This is a genomic window from Sorangium sp. So ce302, assembly GCF_051530145.1.
Taxonomy (GTDB): domain Bacteria; phylum Myxococcota_A; class Polyangia; order Polyangiales; family Polyangiaceae; genus Sorangium; species Sorangium cellulosum_B.
On the sequence record NZ_CP150326.1, the window covers coordinates 12,920,336 to 12,941,088 of the forward strand.

15 protein-coding genes are annotated in these 20,753 nt (G+C 69.8%); 9 read left to right on the top strand and 6 right to left on the bottom strand.

Annotated features, from left to right (window positions below):
- Nucleotides 1-19: 19 nt before the first annotated feature.
- A complete protein-coding gene (locus tag WME73_RS48905) occupies nt 20-1,120 on the bottom strand; it encodes a hypothetical protein (protein WP_437914072.1) in 1,101 nt (366 codons plus the stop codon).
- 290 nt (nt 1,121-1,410) lie between these two features.
- Nucleotides 1,411-2,712: a glycoside hydrolase family 43 protein gene (locus WME73_RS48910; protein WP_437914073.1), complete on the bottom strand. Its 1,302-nt coding sequence runs from the start codon at nt 2,710-2,712 to the stop codon at nt 1,411-1,413.
- Nucleotides 2,713-3,100: 388 nt separating this feature from the next.
- Between WME73_RS48910 and WME73_RS48915 the strand changes: the two genes are divergently transcribed.
- The 7 genes from WME73_RS48915 to WME73_RS48945 all read left to right on the top strand — a co-directional run bounded on the left by WME73_RS48915 (nt 3,101) and on the right by WME73_RS48945 (nt 13,923).
- On the top strand, nt 3,101-4,834 hold the full coding sequence (locus tag WME73_RS48915; RefSeq protein ID WP_437743141.1) for an Ig-like domain-containing protein: 1,734 nt from the start codon (nt 3,101-3,103) through the stop codon (nt 4,832-4,834).
- A 3-nt stretch (nt 4,835-4,837) separates the two neighbouring features.
- The gene (locus WME73_RS48920; RefSeq protein WP_437914074.1) at nt 4,838-7,186 is read left to right on the top strand and encodes a PKD domain-containing protein; all 2,349 of its coding nucleotides are present in this window, start codon (nt 4,838-4,840) and stop codon (nt 7,184-7,186) included.
- Nucleotides 7,187-7,191: 5 nt separating this feature from the next.
- Nucleotides 7,192-8,592 carry a c-type cytochrome gene (locus WME73_RS48925; protein ID WP_437917515.1) on the top strand — a complete coding sequence of 467 codons (1,401 nt, stop codon included), beginning with the start codon at nt 7,192-7,194 and terminating at the stop codon, nt 8,590-8,592.
- Between the two features lie 129 nt (nt 8,593-8,721).
- The gene (locus tag WME73_RS48930) at nt 8,722-9,798 is read left to right on the top strand and encodes a poly(ethylene terephthalate) hydrolase family protein (protein WP_437914075.1); all 1,077 of its coding nucleotides are present in this window, start codon (nt 8,722-8,724) and stop codon (nt 9,796-9,798) included.
- Between the two features lie 194 nt (nt 9,799-9,992).
- The gene (locus WME73_RS48935) at nt 9,993-11,333 is read left to right on the top strand and encodes a PAS domain-containing protein (RefSeq protein ID WP_437914076.1); all 1,341 of its coding nucleotides are present in this window, start codon (nt 9,993-9,995) and stop codon (nt 11,331-11,333) included.
- A gap of 210 nt (nt 11,334-11,543) precedes the next feature.
- Nucleotides 11,544-12,815 (top strand): phosphatase domain-containing protein, encoded by a 1,272-nt coding sequence (locus WME73_RS48940; protein ID WP_437914077.1) that lies wholly within the window; start codon nt 11,544-11,546, stop codon nt 12,813-12,815.
- A gap of 67 nt (nt 12,816-12,882) precedes the next feature.
- The gene (locus WME73_RS48945; RefSeq protein ID WP_437743146.1) at nt 12,883-13,923 is read left to right on the top strand and encodes a hypothetical protein; all 1,041 of its coding nucleotides are present in this window, start codon (nt 12,883-12,885) and stop codon (nt 13,921-13,923) included.
- A 61-nt stretch (nt 13,924-13,984) separates the two neighbouring features.
- Here the strand turns inward: WME73_RS48945 and WME73_RS48950 are convergent, their stop codons facing one another.
- A complete protein-coding gene (locus WME73_RS48950) occupies nt 13,985-15,157 on the bottom strand; it encodes an aminotransferase class V-fold PLP-dependent enzyme (RefSeq protein ID WP_437743147.1) in 1,173 nt (390 codons plus the stop codon).
- 100 nt (nt 15,158-15,257) lie between these two features.
- On the bottom strand, nt 15,258-16,004 hold the full coding sequence (locus WME73_RS48955) for a helix-turn-helix domain-containing protein (protein WP_437914078.1): 747 nt from the start codon (nt 16,002-16,004) through the stop codon (nt 15,258-15,260).
- 42 nt (nt 16,005-16,046) lie between these two features.
- Between WME73_RS48955 and WME73_RS48960 the strand changes: the two genes are divergently transcribed.
- Entirely contained in the window at nt 16,047-17,318 is a 1,272-nt protein-coding gene (locus WME73_RS48960; RefSeq protein WP_437914079.1) for a cytochrome P450, read from the top strand.
- Here WME73_RS48960 and WME73_RS48965 read toward each other — a convergent pair.
- On the bottom strand, nt 17,240-18,421 hold the full coding sequence (locus tag WME73_RS48965; protein WP_437914080.1) for a hypothetical protein: 1,182 nt from the start codon (nt 18,419-18,421) through the stop codon (nt 17,240-17,242). The two genes, WME73_RS48960 and WME73_RS48965, sit on opposite strands and share 79 nt — an antisense overlap.
- 511 nt (nt 18,422-18,932) lie before the next feature.
- Here WME73_RS48965 and WME73_RS48970 point away from each other — a divergent pair.
- The gene (locus WME73_RS48970; RefSeq protein WP_437743151.1) at nt 18,933-19,652 is read left to right on the top strand and encodes a hypothetical protein; all 720 of its coding nucleotides are present in this window, start codon (nt 18,933-18,935) and stop codon (nt 19,650-19,652) included.
- A 16-nt stretch (nt 19,653-19,668) separates the two neighbouring features.
- On the opposite strand, the gene hisC is transcribed toward WME73_RS48970, so the two are convergent.
- On the bottom strand, nt 19,669-20,751 hold the full coding sequence (gene hisC, locus WME73_RS48975) for a histidinol-phosphate transaminase (RefSeq protein ID WP_437743152.1): 1,083 nt from the start codon (nt 20,749-20,751) through the stop codon (nt 19,669-19,671).
- Between the last annotated feature and the right edge of the window lie 2 nt (nt 20,752-20,753).

Below are 20,753 nucleotides of genomic sequence, written 5' to 3' on the forward strand. Positions count from 1 at the left end.
CCCGACCTTGGTTGGTCCCCTACCGCGGGTTCACGATCGAAATCTGGAACCACTCGCCCACCTTGCCGGAATACTGGGATATGCCTCCGACGACACCGGGCCCGCACAGGTTTCCTTCGGCGCCGTTCGTATCCCGCGGTCCCATGACGTTCCACACCGAGGAGCTGCAGTCCGCTGCAGTCTCGGTCAGATGGAAGTGCGCCAGGCCGCTGCCCGCGCTCCAGTACAAGAAGTTGTATTGCGGGTAACAAGAGGTCCCGAAGCAGTCGACGCAGCCGGCTGACCACTGCATGATGTCCTCCTCCCCGTCCACGACCTCTTCCTTTGTCGTGAAATAATAGGTCATCTCGCTGACCTGCTCCTGGCTGAAGCCCACGCTCGCGAGGCTCCACCGCAACGTCCCGCAATCTGCACATTCTCTGCATTCCAGCACGATGTCGTCCGCGTCTGTCGCGTCCGCGAGCACGACGGCAGGCCACATGGCGGGGATGTCATCGCCGAGCGTGTCGGTGAACTGTGCCGCGATACCCGGCGGCGCGCAGAGGGGCAGCCCCTGACATTCCGGATCGGCGCAGTCCGCGAGCCCGTCCTCATCGTCATCGTAGCCGTTGCCGCAGGCTGCGTCGGTGTCCTCGCGCGGCGCCGCCGCGTCGTCGACGCCGATGACGATGTCGATGCTCCCCTGACCGACGGACACGAGCTCGTCGTCGGCGCGGAACTGGAACACGACCGTCGATGTCGTGCCTTCGTCGATGAGGACCTGCAGCGGATTCGGCGACGTCAGGACCGCCTGAACGGACTGGTAACCGACGCCGGTCCACCGCTCGAGGACCCAGTAGGGCTCGAGGTATACGTCATAGTGGCCGACCGGAAGCACCTCCGTGATCACGGGCGTCTCGGTCGAGCCATCGACGCGCCGGTTCGTCGGACCGTGGATGCTGAACCAGGCGTTCGACAGGCGGTACGTCGCGCCCGTGACGCTGGTCCCGACGAGGGCGAGGCTGATCGAGCCGACCTCCGACGCCTGCTCGACGCCGTCCGGCGCCTCCGCTCCACAACCCACCTGCATCGCAAGAGCCGCGAGGACGGAACATGCGAAGAACTGGCGCAAATATCTCATGATGACTTCATATCAGAGACCCTCGCGCAGGAGAAGTGAGATCGTCGGACGGCCGATCACGACCGATCACGACCGATTACGACCGATTACGACCGATCGCGACCGATCACGACCGATCACGACCGATTACGACACGCGCCTCGCGAGGATCACGGCATCGACGCCTGTCCCCGTGACCGTGCGCGGCCGCTCCGCGGCCACCGCGAGCTCCTATCCAGCGAGCGGATCCGGCAGCTCGATGCTGGCGACGAGCAGCTGCTCTGGAGTCAGCGCTTCATGCGCTGTGCAGATCACCTGTGTGTCGGGACGATCTTCCGGATCGTTCCGTCGTCGTTGTAGTAGGCGCGATCGACGCACGTGGATCGCCGATAGCTACCGCCGGTCGGCAGCGCGGCGTTGTGGTACGTGAGGTAGCTGGCCCCTTTGAACTCGAAGAGCGACTGGTGAATGGTGCTGCTGTTCGGCACCGGATCCAGGATGACGCCTCGATGCTGCCACGGCCCCTCCGGTGACGTGCTGGTCGCGTAGGAGATGCTCTCCGGGAACCCCGAAGCGTAGGTCAAGTAATAGAGGCCGCCGTGCCTGGACAGATAAGGCGCCTCGGTGTAGCTGGGGATGTTCTTGAGCACGTGGATCTGGACGCCGCTGATGCTGCGGTTCTGCATCTTCCCGCTGCCGTCGGTCGTGTAGGTCTCACCCTTCAGGTGGATCATGTCGTCCTCGAGCTCGACCCAGTACAAGACCCCATTCCCCCAGTACATGTAGGCCCGGCCGTCGTCGTCGACGAGCACCGTCGGATCGAGGTTTCGCCACGAATGGTCCGCCGTGCCGTCGGTGTCGGCTAGGAAGATGAGCGGGATCCCCCGTGCGTCCTTGAACGGCCCTTCCGGCTTGTCCGCGACCGCGACACCGATCGAGATCCCGTAGCCGGACTGGCCGCCCTCCACCGGCGCGTAGAAGTAGAACTTCGGGTTGCCGTCCTCGTCGTCGCGTTCGACCACCTGACCCGCATTGGCGTTGCCCGTCGAGTCGCCGCCGCGAGCCCAGGAGAACACATTGTAGCGCATCACCGCGCCCTTGTTCTCCCAGTGGATCATGTCGGACGATGTCCAGAGCCGCCAGTCGAACATGCGGTAGCCCTCTGCACCCTCGGCCTGCTCGTCATGGCCGGTATAGAGGTAGACCTTGTTGTTCCAGGCCATGGCCGCGCCGTCCGCTGTAAAGACGTAGTCTCCGGGGCCGCTGGTCGGATCTGGCGCATCGTACTTGATGATGGGATTGTCGAACTCTGTCGGGGGCGGCGTGCTGCCTGCGCCGCCCCCGCCGTTTTCCGCGCCGCCGCTGCCGCCTGCGCCGCCGCTGCCGCCTGCGCCGCCGCTGCCCGTCGCGCCGCCGCTGCCCACCGTGCCACTGCTGACGCCCTCACCGCCGCTGCCGCCTGCGCCGCTGCTGCTCGAGCTATTGCTGGAGCTCGATGACGACGTTCCTGGGCCAGAGGCCGCCGTGTCCGGCTTCGCCTCACCACCGTCGCAGGCCCCGAGCCATGCCGAAAGTAGAAGACCAGCAATCCGCTTCGAACGAGCGTAGTCCATGTCGAGCACCTCCTCATCAGCCTATCGAACACGACGACCATGGCGACGGTGAGCACCACCACGCCAAGCTGCGCCGTTCGGACGTCCAGTACCCGGGCACCGAATGTGAGCGTTCACATTTATAGCGTCAATCGAAAACCGGCGTTCATTGGCCTGCAGCGTCAAGCCGCCGGATCGCGTCAAAATGCGTGCGGCCGATCGCGCTTGACATTCCGAATGTGAACGCTCACATTTGGCTTCATCTTAACCGATTCATTTTGGGGGCGCGTTCGTGTGCCCGTGTGCCCGTGTGCCCGTGTGCCGGCGCGATCGCGGTGGGGGCTGTCGGCTCCACCTTCCGTTGGGATGGCCACCTATCATGATTCACACGCTACAGAAGAGGTCAGGCATGCGTTCGACGAGGATGGGACTACGTTGGCTCGGCTTTCCTTCGTTGGCCGCCGTGCTCGCGGCGTGTTCCGGCGGGGACCTCAACTCACCGGAAGGAAATGACGGCGGCAGCTCCGGTGACACCACCTCCGTGGTGGTGGGCAGCGGCGGCGCAGCCCCAACGCCGGCGGCAGGAGCCACGAGCAGCGGCGCCACGAGCAGCGGGGCCACGAGCAGCAGCGCCACGAGCAGCGGCGCCACGAGCGGCTCGGGTGGAGCCGCCACGACCGGGAGCGGCGGCGCGGGCGGAATCGACCCGGACACGATCACCGCCCCGGAAGGCAAGATCCCGAACATGCCCATGCCGGCGAACAAGATCAACTTGCCGCGCAACAGCTGGCGAGACGGCCTGGTGTCGCCGACGCTCGAGGCGGGCCATCACCAGAACCAGCCGATCGTCATCAACGGATACGTTCAGGGCGCCGGCAACGCCGAGATCGTCTTCTACGACATCGCCGATCCGGCCAACCCGAAGATGCTCTCGCGCATCCAGAGCCCTGGCTTCGATCCCAGGGGAGGGCCCAAGGGCGTCGGCGAGGCGGAGTCGCACCAGACGTCGCTCGGCCGCTATGGCGACAAGTTCTACCAGGTCACCACCTCGGGCACCGGCGTCGACATCTGGGACGTCACCGACGCCCGCGCGCCTCGTCACGTGAGGCTCGTCAAGCTCGACGGCATCAACTACGGGGACTTCACCGACTCCGTCTGGGGCATGTACTGGCAGGGCAGCGTCATCTACGTCGGCGGCACCAACACGGGCCTGCACATCCTGGACGCCGCGGATCCCGAGGACGTGAAGTTCGTCAAGAAGATCCCGATCTCGCAGTTCGGCGGCGTGAGCGCCGGTCCGCTGTGGGCCGTGGGCAATACGCTGGTCATCACGACGCCCAAGGACAACGGCGGCATCGCGACGATGGACATCAGCGATCCGATGAACCCGGTCGCGCTCGACTTCATCACCCCGAGCAAGAGCTACATCTGCGGTCTGTACGGCAAGCACATCTACGTGCAGTCGCCGCTGCGCGTGTGGGACGTGCTGACCGACCCCACCGACATCGGCTCGGCCAATTCACCCATCGCCACGCTGCCCGACTCGGCGTTCAGGGCCATGGGCTACCCCGCCGGGTCCGAGTACATGAGCTTCTCCGACGGCACCCTGTTCCTCGGTCACCTGCGGCCGGACGCCGGCGTCTCCAAGATCGACGTGCGCGACATCCACAAGATGTCGATCAAGAGCCGGGTCTGGGGGCGGCTCGAGTTCACGAACGGCGACGACCAGTTCTCGATCCCGGTCGGCAGCCTGCTGGTGCTGGCCGACGACGAGCTGCCCTACCGCGGCATGGTCATCGCCGCGCACTCGACCGAGCCGGACACCACGCCCCCGGCGGTCGACACGGTGCTGCCGAAGAACGGGGCGACGGGGCTGTCCAGGAAGTCGCGCATCGGCCTCAGCCTCACCGACAACGTCGAGATCGCCACGGTTCACAACGGCAGCTTCATCGTAAGGCCGATGGGCGGGCAGCCGTTGAAGGGGAGCTTCGGCCTGTACATGGGCATCGTCAGCTTCGATCCCGACGAGGACCTGATGCCGAACACGACCTACGAGATCGTCCTGCCGAAGGACGGCATGAAGGATCTCGTCGGCAACGGCATCGCGGCTGAGTTCAAGTCGACGTTCACGACCGGTCCCTGAGCCATGCGCTCGCTCCCGAAGCTCCTCGGCCTGCTCGGAGGCATCTGCGCGGCGGCGGCCTGGCCGGCCGAGGCGCGCGCCGTCACGGCCAGCGTCCCCGTGCGCGCGCCCTCGCTCGCCGGCGAGGCCGTCACGTTCGACCTGACGATCGGCGACGCGGTCGGCCCCGTTCAGGTGCGCTGGGACATGGGAGACGAGACGCGCACCGAGTTCATGGTCGACGACGTGCAGCAGGTCCACACCTACGCCGCTCCCGGCCACTACCCGGTGCTCGTGACGGTGAAAGACGATGTCGGGTTCACCAGCGTCGCCTTCGTGCACACGGCGCACCGGCCGCTCGTCACGGGCAGCGCGGCGGGCTCGACCGACCTCGTGTACGACCCGCCGAACGCGAAGGTCTACACGGCCAATTACGAGAACGACAGCGTGAGCGTGCTCGACGCGAGCGCGCTGACCAAGGTCGCGGAGGTGCCGGTGGCGCGCGGCCCGGTCGGGCTCGCGCTCACGGCGCAAGGCACGCTGTGGGTGCTGCACCGGGATGCGCACTCAGTCTCCATCCTCGACACCGCGTCGCTCTCGGTGGAGCGCGAGATCGCGCTGCCGTACGCGTCGCAACCGATGGGCCTCGCGATCAGCCCGACCGGGGACGCCGCGTACGTGACGCTGATGGCGGTCGGCAAGGTGCTGAAGCTGGACGTGGCGAGCGGCGCCGTCGTGGCCGAGCTTTCGCTCGGCGGTACGCCGCGGGGCGTCTCGGTGTCGCACGACGGCTCGCAGATCTACGTCACGCGCTTCCTCTCCGAGGACAGCCACGGCGAGGTGGCGCGCATCGACGCGGCGACCTTCCAGGTGAGCACGCGCTTCGCGCTCGCCGCGGACACCACGACGGAGGACACGGACCAACAAGGGCGCGGCCTGCCGAACTACCTGTTCTCGGTGGGGCTCTCGCCCGACGGCTCGTTCGCGTGGGTGCCGGGCAAGAAGGACAACATCTTTCGTGGTCCATTTCGCGATGGGCTCGACCTCACCGACGACAACACGGTACGTCCGCTCGTGGCGCTGCTGAACCTCGCGGAGGGCGCTGAGGACGTCGCGCGGCGCATCGATCTGGACGATCGCAACCTGCCGAACCAGGTCGTGTTCACGCCGCTCGGCGACTACGCGTTCATCAGCGTCGCCGGCTCGGCCCTGGTGGAGGTCCGCGACGCCTACACGGGCGAGTTCGTGACCGCGCTGAAAGAGGCGGGCTTCGCGCCGCGCGGCCTGGCGCTGACCGAGACCGACAAGCTGTTCGTGCACGCGTCGCTCAGCCGCACGGTGACGGTCTACGACGTCGCCGACATCGTCAGCTCGCACGACCTCATCACCAAGAAGCTGGCCGAGATCCCGACGGTCGCCGTCGAGAAGCTCGACCCGCAGGTCTTGCGCGGCAAGCAGCTGTTCTTCAACTCGGCCGATATCCGCATGAGCGACCAGGGCTACATCAGCTGCGCGTCGTGCCACTTCGACGGCGCGGAGGACGGGCGAGTCTGGGACTTCGGCAGCGCGGGGGAGGGGCTCCGCAACACCGTCTCGCTGCTGGGGCGGCGCGGCACGGGCCACGGCAACGTCAACTGGAGCGGCAGCTTCGACGAGATCCAGGACTCGGACGACAACATCCGCCACCTGTTCGGCGGGAAGGGCTTCCTGACCGCCGAGCAGCTCGCTGTGGGGACGGTCGGCACGCCGCGCGGAGACAAGAAGGCCGGCCTGAGCCCCGAGCTCGACGCGCTGGCGGCGTTCCTCGGCTCGCTCGACACGTACCGGCCGAGCCCCTTTCGCAACCCCGACGGCTCGCTCACCGAGGACGGCGTCGCGGGTCGCGCCATCTTCAAGCGCCTGGGTTGCGGCTTCTGCCACACGGGTCCCGACGGGACCGACAGCGCGGGTGGCAAGCTGCACGACGTCGGCACCGTGAAGGCGTCGTCTGGTATGCGCGCTGGTGAGCCGCTGTTCGGCATCGACACGCCGACCTTGAACGGCGTCTGGGAGACGGCGCCGTACTTGCACGACGGCTCCGCGCCAACGCTGCGCGATGTCCTCGTCACGGCCAACCCCGAAGATCGTCACGCCTTCACCAGCGCGCTCAGCGAACCCGAGCTCGGGCAGCTCATCGCCTACGTGCAGCAGCTGGACGGCACCGTCGACATGGAGCCGAGCGAGGGTGACGGCGCGGGGGAGGAGCCGAGCGAGGAGGGCCTTCTTGGCTGCAGCGTGGCGGGCGGGCGCGGCGACCGCCACGCGCCGCTCCTCGGGTTCGCGCTCGTGGCGGGGTTGATGACGTTCGGCGCCCGCCGAGGGAGGCCCGCGTGAGGCGCATGCAGAGCCTGTGCCTGGTTTCGCTGCTGCTGGCGGCGTGCGTCGGCGAGATCGGCGGGGGCGTTGCGACGGACGAGGCGACGACCGACTGGGACACGCTGCCGTCTGTGAATGCTCCCGACCCGGAGCTGTCGGGCCTACCCAGGCGCGAGGCGCAGTACCGCGCGCTGTGCGCGACGCCGCGCGGCGACAGCTTCTGGCAGGCGGTGTGCGCCGCGCCCCGCCCGGACATCACCGACTTCGCCAGCTTGCTCGGCGTCGCCAAGCTCGACGAAGATCGCGCCTTCGCGCTTACCGGCAACTCCACCTCGCTCGTGAAGGGCGCCGTCTCTGCGGTCAATCCGCGCCTCATCGTCTTTCCGCGCGTGACCGAGATGCGCGAGAGGCCGGCTGAGATGACCGCGCTCGGCTTCGTTCGCGGCGAGCCCTTCGTCGAGATCGCGAGCCGCGACCTCTCGACCGGTGACTACAATTTCTACCTGTTCACGTTCGAGCGGCCGTGTGATTACGACGGCAGCTGCGATCTGGCGAGCCTGCTCACCGAAGAGATAGAGCACGGCTGGACAGCGTTCAGCATTTACAGCGAAGAAGACATCGAGAACACGTCGTTCGACTGTCGCTCGTGCCACCAGCCCGGCGGCTATGGCACGAAGAAGATCTTGCGCATGCAGGAGCTGGAGTTCCCCTGGATGCACTGGTTCCCGCAGCGCTTCGTGCAGCGGACGGAGTCCGATCGGGTGCTCACGGCGCAGTTCCTGGAAGCCCACGCAGCGGACGCGCAGTACGGCGGCATCCCCACCACGACCATCCAGAATGCCATCGACGAGGGCAGCGGCGCGCAGCTCGAGGCGTTGCTCGTCGCCGAAGGCCAGGCGGCGCAGCCGAACGCGTTCGACCCGCGCATCGAGGCCGAGGCCAAGGCCGGCTCGTCGAGCTCGATCTGGGAGAAGCAGTTCGCCTTGTCGCAGGCGGGTGATTCGATCTCGGTGCCTTACCCGCTCGTGGACGTGACGGATCCCGCGCTCCGCGCGGAGCGGGCCCGGTCCTACCTCGACGTGGTGACGGGCGCGGCCCCGCGACAATCCCTGCTCGATTTGCGCGACATCGTCTCCGCAGACGCGAAGGTGAAGCTCGGCCTGGTGCCGCCGCCGGGGGCGAGCGGGCGCGCCGTGCTCACGCAGCTCTGCTCGCGCTGTCACGACGGTCGCGGGAACCCGGCGCTGAACCGCGCCAGGTTCAACGTGAAGAACCTGGACGGCATGTCCCGAGAGACGAAGGACAAGGCCATCTTTCGCTTGCAGGAGCCCGCGACCTCGCCGCTGCGCATGCCGCCGTGGCGCGCCGCCGACGAGCTGCCCCCCGCGGAGCTCGCCGCGGCCATCGAAGAGCTGGCCAAGTAGCGCCGTCCGCGTGACCGCAGCGCGCCAGTTTGTGATTAACGCCAGCAATGTGAGCGTTCACATTTGACGCTCCAGGACCTGCATTGCCTTGCCCGGTTCGCGCTGCCGTGACGTAACCCGCGAGGCATCGTGTACCACGAAAAGAAAGCCGTCAGGCGCTTCCATGTCTTCTGCTTGCTCTCGAGCGTCGCGATGCTGGCGTGCGGCGAAGAGAGCGGCGGCGCGGCGCAATCCGCGGGCTCGGGCAGCTCGAGCGTGTCAGCCGCCAGCGGGGCGTCGACCGGCGTGACCGCCGGGTCAGGTGGCGCTGTCAGCGGCAGCGGCGGCGCCGACGTGAGCGACGGCGGAATGGGCGGAGCAGGCGCGGGCGCGGGCGGAGCAGGCGCGGGCGCGGGCGGAGCAGGCGCGGGCGGAGCAGGTGACGGCGGCGCCGGAGCGGGCGGAGCCGGTGGCTCGCCGCTCCCGCCGATCACCGATTACTCTGCCGAGGGGCCGTTCGCGACGACCGTGGAGCGGAGCGCGGGGCCCAGCGGAAACTACACGATCTTCAGGCCTGAACGCCTGGGTGAGGACGGCTTCCTGCACGCGCCGATCATCTTCGGCCCCGGGATCAACACGCAGGTGACCAGCTACACGGCTCTCCTGTCGAACTTCGCATCTCACGGCTTCGTGGTGGTGGGCGCCAATCTCCTCACGGGCGGCCCCAACGCCCCGAACAATCGCGCGGCCATGCTCGAGGGGCTCGACTGGATCATCGAGCAAAACAGCGAGGGGGGCAGCATCTACGAGGGCAAGATCGACGTGGAGCATGCCGTTTCCATGGGCTACTCGGTCGGCGGTACCGCCGCCGTGGAGATCGGCGGCCATGAGGCCGTGGCCACCGTCGTCTCCATTCACGGCCACATCGCGACGGCGGCCCTGCACGGGCCCATGCTGCAGACCAGCGGAACGCAGGACACGATCGGGCTTCCGATGCAGCAAAAAACGTACGACATGTCCCAGACCCAGACATTCCTGGCGACGGTGATGGGCGCGGATCATGGGTACATCACGCGCGACGTGGGAGGCGTCGAGCGGCCAGCGATCGTGACCTGGCTCCGTTACTGGATCTACCAGGACGCCGGCGGGAAACACTATTTCTACGGAGATGATTGCGTGATGTGCACCTCCCCCTGGGTGAATCCCCAGCGCAAGAACTGGGAATGACCTCGCGCTGAGGGAGACGGCACGACCCCATCCACCATCGGAGACGTGCAGCCCCGCGCCCATCCCGTTGGTCAATCGGGGAACGTCGCGATTCACAGCGTCGTAGTGTGCCGGCGTACGGATCTCGCGTACTCTTCGGGGATGTCGACCTTGCAATCCCGGGCGCGCTCCGGATACAGTCCAGCATCTAGCGAATGATAGATGAGGGATCGGGGGAGATCGGGCGGCTCAGGGCAGAGATCGCAGCGCTGCACGCGCGCGTCGAGGAGCTGGAGAGCGCGCTGGCGGAGCGGTCGAGCGGCGGCGCGGCCGAGGGAGCAGCGCGGCCCGACGCGGTGAGCGCGGACGCTCACGCCGCCTTCGGCGCGCTCGCGTGGCTGCTCACACCGGCGCCGGCGCTGATCCACTGGCGTCCCGATGGCATGGTGACGCGCTGGAGCGATGGCGCCGAACGTGTCTTCGGCTGGAGCGAGGGCGAGGCCGTCGGCCGCAGGCTCTCCGAGCTCGTGGGCGCAGATCCCGTGTCCCCGGGCGCGGTGCGTGCGCTCATGCTCGACTGGACGGAGAACCGGTTCGCCTCGGCCACGAGCGAGGGCAGGACGAAAGACGGGCAGGCGCGCCTCTTCCGGTGGACCCACGCGGTGCTGCGCGACGACCGCGGCGGCGCGCGTGAGATCGCGGCGATCGTCGAGGACGCCGGCGACCCCCCGTGGAGGGAGCACGTGCTGCTCGGGCGGCTTCAGCTGCTCCTTCAGCTGCTGGACCACTCGCGCAATTCCATCTTCGTCAAGGACACAGGCGGTCGCTACGTCTTCGTCAACCGAGCTCACGCGGAGGTCCTCCAGAGGCACGTCTTCGAGGTCATCGGCAAGGATGAATACGAGTTGAGCCCCCTGGCCCCCGAGGCCATCGAGGAGCTCGTGGCGAGAGAGCACGACGTGATGGCCGGGGGAAAGGCGATGCAGTACGAAGAGGTCCTGCTGCTCGGCGACACGAGTATTCATTTCTCCACCGTCAAGTTCCCGATCCTCGACGGGCGTGGCGAGCCGATCGGCCTCGGCGGCGTCGTCACCAACACCACCTCGCTGAGGCACGCGGAGGCCGAACGGGCCGCGCTGCAGGAGAAGATCATCGTCGCCCAGCAGGCGGCCCTCCGGGAGCTGTCCACGCCGCTCATCCCGATCGCCGACCGGGTGGTGGCGATGCCGCTCGTGGGGACGATCGACAGCGCGCGCGCAGCGCAGATCATGGAGACGCTGCTGTCCGGCATCAGCAGTCAGAGCGCACACACCGCGATCCTGGACGTCACCGGCGTGCGCGCGGTCGACGCGCACGTCGCCGATGCGCTGACGCGGACCGCGCGCGCCGCCCAGCTGCTCGGCACGCGCGTTGTGCTCACCGGCGTGCGCTCGGAGGTGGCGCAGACGCTGGTCACCCTCGGCGTGGATCTGTCCGGTATCACCACCCTGGGCACCCTGCAAAGCGGCATCGCGCACGCCCTCCGCCACTCTGGGCACCAGCGGTCAGCGGGTTGAGTCCGTCTGAAAGAGCAGAAGCTCGGACCGCCTGGCAGCCGTGCGCGTCGTCTGGAGCCATGGTGCGACCGTCGAGGTGAACGCGCAGTGCGATGTGGGCTGCTGCGCGGACGCCGCCGGAGGGGCGGGCGGCGAGGCGCGTGGTCGGTCGGCGGGAGCTGGCCGGGAGGCTACCAGCGCCCGCCGGATCGGTTACGTTGTCAGGACCCCATGACGATCGACACCTCTCCCGACGCGCCCATCCCGTCGGTGCTGTCGAAGCTCGACGAGATCCGGCAGCGCATGGCCTCCCACACCGATCGGGACGACGAGCGGCGGGTCCTGGAGATCCTCGCGGGCTCGACCGTCGTCGAGCTCGACCAGCTGCTCCTTCAGCTCGATCTGCCCGCGCTGCTCGGAGACATCGACGATCGCCTCATCGGCCCCGACAACCGTACGGCGCTGCTCGATCTCCTGACCGCCGAGCGCCTCGGCGACCTCGGGATCCCGGCGCGCGCGGCGCTCATCTCGGCGCTGCAGCGCGGCCGGACGGGTAGCCTCGACGAGCAGGCGCTGCGCCGCCTCTGGCTCGGCACGCGCGGCGCGGACGTCACGCGGCTCAAGAACGCGCTCGACGGCCGCGGCGGCTACCGCGACCTTCACCAGCTCTTCTACCACGATATCGACGACGACTCCCTGCGCGAGGAGATCCTCGCGCACTTCGCGCGAGAGGCGGTCTCGGCGTCTGACTCCCTTTCGGGTTCAGGTTCCGTCTCGGTGCGCGAGGTGAAGGTCCTGTCCGATATCGACGATACGTTCTACGCGAACTGGAAGGACGCCCGGTACCCGAAGAAGACCGTCTATCCCGGCGTCCTGCAGTTCTATGCGGAGCTCGACCGCGGCCCTGGCCCCGTGCCCGGGCGAGCCGGCGATCTGACCTTCGTCACCGCCCGGCCGGGCGACCGCCTCGGCCTCGTGGAGGACGCGACGATCAAGGCGCTCGCCGAGCGCGGTCAGCTCACCGCGACCGTGCTCGCGGGCTCGTTCACCCGCCTCATCGGCAACCGCACGATCGCGGAGAAGAAGATCGAGAACTTCCTCGAGTACCGGCGGCTGTACCCGGAGTACGATTTCGTCTTCGTCGGCGACAGCGGGCAGGGCGATATCCACTTCGGCCAGCGCATGCTCGAGCTCGCGCCGGAAGTGGTCAGGGCGATCTTCATCCACGACGTGGTCGCGACACCCGATCTCGCGCGGAGGGAGCTCGCGACCTCCGGCGTTCACCTGTTCGATACGTACATCGGCGCCGCGCTCGTGGCCCTCGAGCTCGGCCTCGTCGGCCCCGAGGGCGCGGCGCGCGTGGCCGAGGCCACGCTCGCGGCGCTCGCCGCGATCCCGTTCCCGTCGCACGCGGACCAGGAGCCGCGCCGCCTCGAGATGGTGCGCGACGTCGCGCGGCTGAACGAGGCGCTGCCGCCTTCGCTGCGGACAGGACAGCCGTGAAGCGAGGGTATCAGGCTAGCCGCGCCGAGAGCCGCCCGGGCCTCGAAATGCTAGACTGACGGGCATCATGGGCGGCGAGGGACGTCTGCTTGCGTGGTTCTTCGAGGCCATGGCGCGCCATCAGCCGGACGACGCGCTCTCGTTCACAGAAGCACAGGCGAACTTCACTTCGGTGCTGAAGGGCCTCATCGCAGTGGAGCGCGGCGGCGGGATGGTGTTCGGGTGGGTGCTCTCCGGCGAGCACGCCGATGCGGTCGTGCGCGCTGCGCTCCCGGCGCTCACGGACGCGGCGCTGGCCTGGCGCGCGTACTTCGAGCGACGTCATGGCGCGCGCGGGCGCCAGGAGGTCGCCCGTATCGCCGCCGCACTCCGCTACACGCCGTTCCTCGACCGCGGCCCCCTCCGCGCCGACGCGGGCGTCGACGAGGCGCTCGCGGGGCTCATCGACGCCTGCCTCGACCCGCGCCACGCCGCGCCGCGCGCCGACGGGCCGGGCGCGGCGCCCGCGGACGACCGGCTCGGCGACACGCTCCGTGGCGCCATGGCGCTGCGCGACGCCTCCTCGCCGTGCGCCGGCCGCTCCGTCGCGGTGAAGACCCCCTCTCCGGATCGCCTTCGCGACGTGGCCGAGGTCGAGGCGCGCCACGGGGCATTTCACCCGCAGATCGAGGCGCTCTACGCCGCCATCGACGGCCTGGCGCTCCTTGATTCGGCCTCTCCTCCGTCCCGGGTGCCGTGGCCCGCCGCTCTCCCGCCGGGGGCGCTTGTCCTCGTGTCGCCGCTCGCGTGGGCGAGCGCCGTCCGCAAATCGAGCTCATCGAGCGCGATGGGCGAGATGCAGCTCCTCGTGCTTGCCCGGCTGCCAGAGCGCATGCTGCCCAGGGAGTCCGAGCGCGGCGTCGAGTTCACCGTGAACCTGTATCTCGCGTTCCGCGTCGGAACGGCGGAGATCTACCTGACGGACGAGGCCTATGGCTCCCCTCCGCTCTTGCTCGCGCGCGATGTGGTGACCTTCTTTCGCGCGATCCGCGGCGCGGCCCCGCGGCTGGAGGGCGTCCTCGCGGCCCTGGCGAAGGCGCTCGGCGGCGGCGCGTCGCAGGCTGGCTGATCCCGGGCCGCGTCGCCCTCGCGGAGGCCGCGCGAAGGACCGCCCCGAGCCTCCCCCTCGCTCAGGCCGCGGCGAGCGCGGCGACGAAGCGGTCGATCTCGGAGTCGTCGTTGTAATAATGGACCGAGGCGCGCACCAGATCGGGAATCCCGCGATCCTCGAAATCGAGCAGCGTCCCCGCGGCGGTCGATACGCTGACATGGATCGCCTGCGCGCCGAGCCGCTCCTTGATGGCCGTGGCGTCCTCGCAGGCCCGGGTGAAGGTCACGATGCCGCAGCGCTGCTCGCCGAGGTCGCGCACGGTGACCCCGGGGATCTCGGAGAGCCGCGCGCGCAGGCGCTCGGCCAGCGCACCCACCCGGTCGCGGATCGCGGGCAGGCCCAGCCGGAGCGCATACTCCGCGGCCGCGCCGAGCCCGAGCCGGCCGGCCACATAACTCTCCCAGTTCTCGAAGCGCCGGGCGTCGGGCCGCAGCTCGTAGCGATCCGGCGCCGTCCAGCGCGCCGCGTGGAGATCGAGGAACGGCGGCTCCAGCCGGTCGAGCAGCGCGCGCCGGACATAGAGAAAGCCGGTGCCGCGCGGCCCGCGCAGGTACTTGCGCCCGGTCGCCGACAGGAGATCGCAGCCGATCGCCTCGACGTCGATCGGCAGCTGCCCCACCGACTGGCAAGCATCGAGCAGGAAGGGCACGCCCGCCGACCGGGCGCGGCGGCCGATCTCCTCCGCCGGATTGACCAGCCCGCCGTTCGTGGGGACGTGGGTGATGGCGATCAGCTTGACCCGCTCGTCGAGCAGGCGATCGAGCGCGGGCAGCGATACCGCGCCGCGCTCGTCGCTCGGGACAGGGACGATCTCCGCGCCGGTGCGCCGCGCGACCTGCAGGAACGCGATGTAGTTCGAGGCGTACTCGGTCCGCGCGGTCAGGATGCGATCGCCAGGGCCGAAGCGGAGCGAGTAGAACGCCATGTCCCAGGCGCGCGTGGCGTTCTCGACAAGCGCGATCTCGCCGGGCGCCGCGCCGATCAGCCGGGCGATCGCGCCGTAGACCGCCTCGAGCCGCTCGCCCGCCTCCGCCTCGGCCTCGTAGCCGCCGAGGGTCGCCTCGCGGCGCAGGTGCTCGACCACCGTGTCGACCACCACGGCCGGAGGCAGCGAGGAACCCGCGTTGTTGAAGTGAAGGACGCTGGCGCAGGCTGGGGTGTCGCGGCGCAGCGCGGCGATATCCATCGTCATGACGTCGTCTCCTGGAGAGGCCGACACGCTGCCGGCTGGGCAGCTCCACGTCAATCGCGGCGGCCGCCGGCGGCAGCTCGCCGGTGAAGCGCGGTGAGGGCTATTCCATCAGCCCGCTGCGCAGCTCGCTCGGGGAGTAGCCGAGCATGCGGCGGCAGGTCCGCGAGAAGTGCGCGAGGTCGGCGAAGCCCGCGGCGTGGGCGGCGCCGGTCGCGTCGAGGCGCGCGAACGCCCCGAGCGCGACGAGCAGCCGGCGCCATAGCTGGAAGGTGCGGATGGGCAGCCCCACGTCGCGCACGAACAGCGCCTGCAGGTGCGCCTCGGAGACCCCGGCGCGCGAGACCGCGAGGCGCCGGTCCGCGGCCGGATCGCGCAGGGCCTCGAGGACGCAGGCGACCCGCCCATCCAGGGCGATGCGCGGCGACTCCCTCGCGAGCCAGGACGCGACCTCGCGCGCGAGGCCGCCGAGCACGTCGGGGCGCGACAGGGACGCGCGGTGCGCCGCCACGGCCCCGTCGAGGCGCGAGAGGAGCCGGCCTTCGAGCGGACAGGGGCCGCCGCGCAAGCGCGCCTGAGCCGCCACGTGCGGCATCTCCTGGGGGTCGTACAGGAACCCGAGCGTCGGTCCGGGGCTCGCGGCGGCGTGCCACAGGTCGGGGGGCACCACGACCGCGCGCCCGCGCACGACCGCGCCGCCCGGCTCGGTCACGGTCACCTCGCGCTCGATCCCCACCAGGAGCGCCGCGCCGTGCTCGGCGTGGAGGGTCGACCTCATCGCCGTCGAGGCGCGCACCGCGAAGGCGTCCGCGATCACGGCGCCGATCCGGGATTCGTTCAAGCGGCCCACGTGCCCTGATCCTACCCTGGCCTCCGCTGGAGGTCGTGAGCGATGAACCTGTTCTCGGAAGAGATGCGCCGCAACCCTTACCCCGTGTACGACCAGCTCCGGAGCCGCTCTCCCGTGCTCCACTACCCGCCGTCCGACGCGTGGATGATCTTCGATTACGACGGCGTGAAGCGGGCGCTCCACGATCACGAGGCGTTCAGCTCGGTCGTGTCGCCGCCGGGCACCAGGACCGCCGAGTGGCTCATCTTCTCGGACCCTCCGCGCCACACCAAGCTGCGCGCAATCGTCATGCGGGCCTTCACCCCGCGCGCGGTCGCGGGGCTCGAGCCGCGCATCCGCCGGCTGTCGCGCGAGCTCCTGGACCGGACGATCGAGAGCGGCCAGATGGACCTCGCCGAGGACTACACGGTCCCGCTCCCCCTCCTGGTGATCGCCGAGATGCTCGGCGCCCCCATAGCGGACCAGCCGCGGTTCAAGCGCTGGAGCGACGCGATCCTGGACCTCAGCACCACGGTCTCCGGCAGCGAGCAGGCGGCCCGGGCGCTCGACGAGTTCACCGCGGTGACGGCCGAGATGCAGGCCTACCTGAGAGGCCTCATCGAGCAGCGGCGGGCGGCGCCCGAGGATGACCTCCTGACCAGGCTCGTCGAGGCCGAGGTGGACGGAGAGCGGCTGAACGAGGACGAGATCCTGGGCTTCTTCCAGCTCCTCCTCGTGGCCGGCCACGAGACGACAACGAACCTGATCGGCAATGCGATGCTGTGTTTCCTCGAGAACCCGGACGAGCTCGCCCGCCTCCGGGCCGCGCCCGATCTGCTGCCCTCCGCGATCGAGGAGGTCCTGCGCTACCGCTCGCCAGTCCAGGCGATGTTCCGCGTGACGAGGCGCGATGTCCCGATGCACGGCCAGGTGATCCCGGCCGGCAAGGCGGTGCTGGCGATGATCGGCTCAGCCAACCGAGATTCGCAGCAATTCTGCGACCCTGACCGCTTCGACATCGCGCGCGATCCCAACCCGCACATCGCGTTCGGGCACGGCATTCACTTCTGTATCGGGGCGCCGCTCTCGCGCCTCGAGGCCAGGGTAGCGCTGGCGGATCTCGTCGCGCGGCTCGGCGGCCTCGAGCTCGCGAGCGACGCGCCGTGGGAGCCGCGCCGGGCGATCCACGTGCACGGCCCGACCCGCCTGCCGATCCGCTTCACGCCTGGGCCGCGCCTCGGCGGCGCCCCGGGCCGTCAGGGCGCCCGCAGCGAGGCGGCGACGTCGAGCAGCGGCCCGAGCGCCTTGTCGTCCGCGGCGCCGGCGAAGAGGTGAACCATCAGGCCCTTGATCTTCGGGTGCGGCACGATCGCCTCCGCCATGACGCGCGTGGGGCTCATGGGCCAGACTTGCCAGCTCATCGCCTTTCCGAACACCTTGCCTGGCCTGAGCGTGGGGGTCACCTTCGCCTCGTTCTGGTTGTACTGGAACGACGGGTGGTCACCGACATAGATGCCTATCGCGGACTGCGGCGCGCCGAGCTCCGCGGGCAATCGCACGCGGTGCACCGTGAAGTCCGGGCCGCGCTGCAGGGCGGTGCTCGCGCCTGCCGGGACCTTCACGAGGAAGCTGTCCTCGCTGCCCTGTCCCTTGATGGCGCGCTCTCCTCCGCCCGCGTCGATGCGCCGCGGTCCCGCGCTCACGGTGGCGGCGATCGCGCGCGCGAAGGCCGTGCAGCGGGGCAGCTCGCCGGGAGCCTCCGGCAGAGCGCCCGCGCCGGCCGCGAGCGCGCTGCAGCCCGCCGCGTCCTTCGCGGCCGGAGGATTCACGTAGAAGGCGAGCCTCTGAACGAAGCCGTCCGGGTGCAGGACGTACAGGCCGAGCACCGGGATCGCGACGCTGCCGCGATTCGTGCTCCCAGGGAACACGGCCCAGGCCCTGAGCTGCTCGTCGGACAGGCGGAGCGGCTCCGCCGTGGCGCTGCCCCCGGGGAAGTCCGCGGCCATCGCGGCGCGCACGCCGCCCTCGGGATCCTTGCCGCCAAGCGCGAAGAGCTCGGAGGCCATCATCACGAAGCGCTCGTCGCCGGCGTCGAGCACCACGCGGGTCTCCTCTTCGTCCGGCTCCGCCGCGGCCATGATCGAGCGCGCGCGCGCCTCGATCCGCGCCCCCTCGGGCAGCCGCACCGCGAGGCGACCCGAGAGCAGCGAGGTGGCCGGCCGCTTGCCCAGAAAGTCGGGCGAGGGCGCCGCGGGCCCCGGCGAGGCCTGGGTCGGCGCGATGGGCGCCTCGCGCTGCGGCGCGGGCGCCTCGCCCTGCGCTCTGGCTGGCGCCTTGACCGGCGCGTCGCCGCTGCCGGAGCACGCGGCGCAGGCGAGGAGGGCTCCGCAGGCGAGCGCGAGCGCGGAGGGAAGGCGGGAGAGGCGGGCTCGACGCATGCGGCGCATGGAGCGCGACCGTAAAGCACCGTTTGCCAGCGGGCAATCGCGCTCGCGGCCGCGTGGCACGAGGCGCTGAGGGCGGCGCGCGCCGCGAGCGTCTCGTGGCATGGATCGCTCGGTCGCGCGGTCATCCGGCGTTCGTGATGCCTGCTGGACTGATGCCCGCCTGCCTCACCCGTCCCGCTGTGCGGTCCGGCGAAGCCAGCGGACGCGCCGCGATCGACCGTCAGGTTCGCGGCGGCGCCGCGCCGACGAGCCCGTCGGGGCCGGGCTGGCGCGTCGCGCGTGGCGCACGGCCGGCGGTGAGGGGAGGACCGTGGCGTCATCGCCGCTCCTCGCACCGGTGGCACCACCATTGCTGAAAGGGATGGCGCTGATGGCGCTGATGGCGCTGATGGCGCTGATGGCGCTGATGGCGCCGACCGCATGAACGACGCCGACGGCGCCCAGCGGACCGCCGTCCCGCGGCCCTGGTGGGCGATCGGGATGGGCAGGCATGGAGGATTCGATGAATGACCAGACCTCCGTCGAGGTTCTTGTTCCACGTGAGATGTCGCCGGATCAGAGACAGCGCCTCATCGACGAGCTCTATGGCTTACGCCGCGTGATCTTCGAGGGCGCGCAGAGGGAGAAGAGCTTCGCCACCCACGTCATCGACGCTGGCGCGGAGCACGGCGCCGTCGTGGTCCACAGGGGCGCTGGCGGCCAGATCACCGGCTATTTCGCGGCTCAGATCATGGATCCGGAGCCTTCCGGCGCGCAGATCGCGATCTTCCGCGGCGAGTCCGGGGCGCTCGGCGAGCACGTCGGCGACGATGTCGTCCTCCGCCACGTCCTTTTGCGCCTGATCCGGTACATGCTCGCCCACCCGGGTCGACCCGTGTTTTGCCTGTGCTCGATGGCTCACCCGTCGAGCTATGCGCTGTTCTCGCGCTTCGTTGACATCGCGCGCACGAGCCCGCCGGAGGGCGCGGACGAGCTCATGTCCAGGCTCGCCTCCTCGTTCGACCCGGAGGTGAACGATCGAGGTAGCCCGTTCGTCTTCGAGGTCGGGCAGACGGCGGCCGAGCCGGCGGGCGGCTGCGATTTCCTGCACGTCTACGAGAACCCATCGGCGCGCCCCGGCGCCGCGGAGGAGCGCGAGCTCATCACGCTCGTGCCGCTGCGCCTCGGCGGCATGCTGCGCGCCGCAGCGCGCTGCGCACCGCCGGAGGCGAGGCGCTGGTAGCGCGCCGCTCGCCGGGTCAGCCCAGCACTGCGGACAGGCTGTCGAGGAATCGCTGGTTCTCGCGCTCGGTGCCGATGGTGACCCGAAGGCTGGTCGGCAGGTTGCCGAAGGGCCGCACGATGACGCCCTTCCGGAGCAAGGCGTCGTACACCGGGCGCGCCGGCCGCCCGACGTCCACGAGCACGAAGTTCGCCTGGCTCGGCGCCACCGAGAGCCCGAGCCGCGTGAGCTCGCGCGTGAGCCGGTCGCGCTCGCGGAGGTTCAGCGCGCGGCTCTTCTCGACGTGCTCGGCGTCGTCGAGCGCCGCGACGGCGGCCGCCTGCGCCAGCGCGCTCACGTTGAACGGCGCGCGCACCCGGTTCAGGTAGTCGATGAGCTGGGTCGGGCCCACGGCGTAGCCGACGCGGAAGCCCGCCAGGCCGTAGATCTTCGAGAAGGTGCGGAGCACGAGCAGCCGCTCGCGGAGGCCGCGGAGGCGCATGGAGTCCGGGAAGTCCGCCGCGTCCGCGTACTGGATGTACGCCTCGTCCATGACCACGATGACCTCGGGCGGGACCTCCTTGAGCAGGCGCTCGACCGCGGCGCGGCCCACGTGCGTGCCCGTCGGGTTGTTCGGGTTCGCGATGAACAGGAGGCGCGTCTTCGGCGTGACGGCCGCGGCCATGGCCTCGAGGTCGTGCCGCAGGTCGCGCAGCGGCACGGCCGTGAACGGGACGCCGTAGGCGAGCGCGGCGAGCTTGTAGATCACGAAGGCCGGGTCGGCGAACACGATGTGCGACCCGGGCGTCGCGAACGTGTGCACGATCAGGTCGAGGAGCTCGTTCGAGCCGTTTCCCTGGACGATCTCCTCCATCGTGACGCCGTGGACCGCCGCGAGCCGCTCGCGGAGCCGGTACGCCGCCCCGTCCGGGTAGAGGTGCACGTTCGCGAGCGCCTGGCGCGCCGCCTCGAGGGCGCGCGGGCTCGGGCCGAGCGGGTTCTCGTTCGAGGCGAGCTTCACGGCGTCCGTCACGCCGAGCTCGCGCGCGAGCTCATCGAGCGGCTTCCCCGTCTCGTACGGCGAAAGCAGCTCGACGGAGGGCAGAACTAGCGCAGACATAG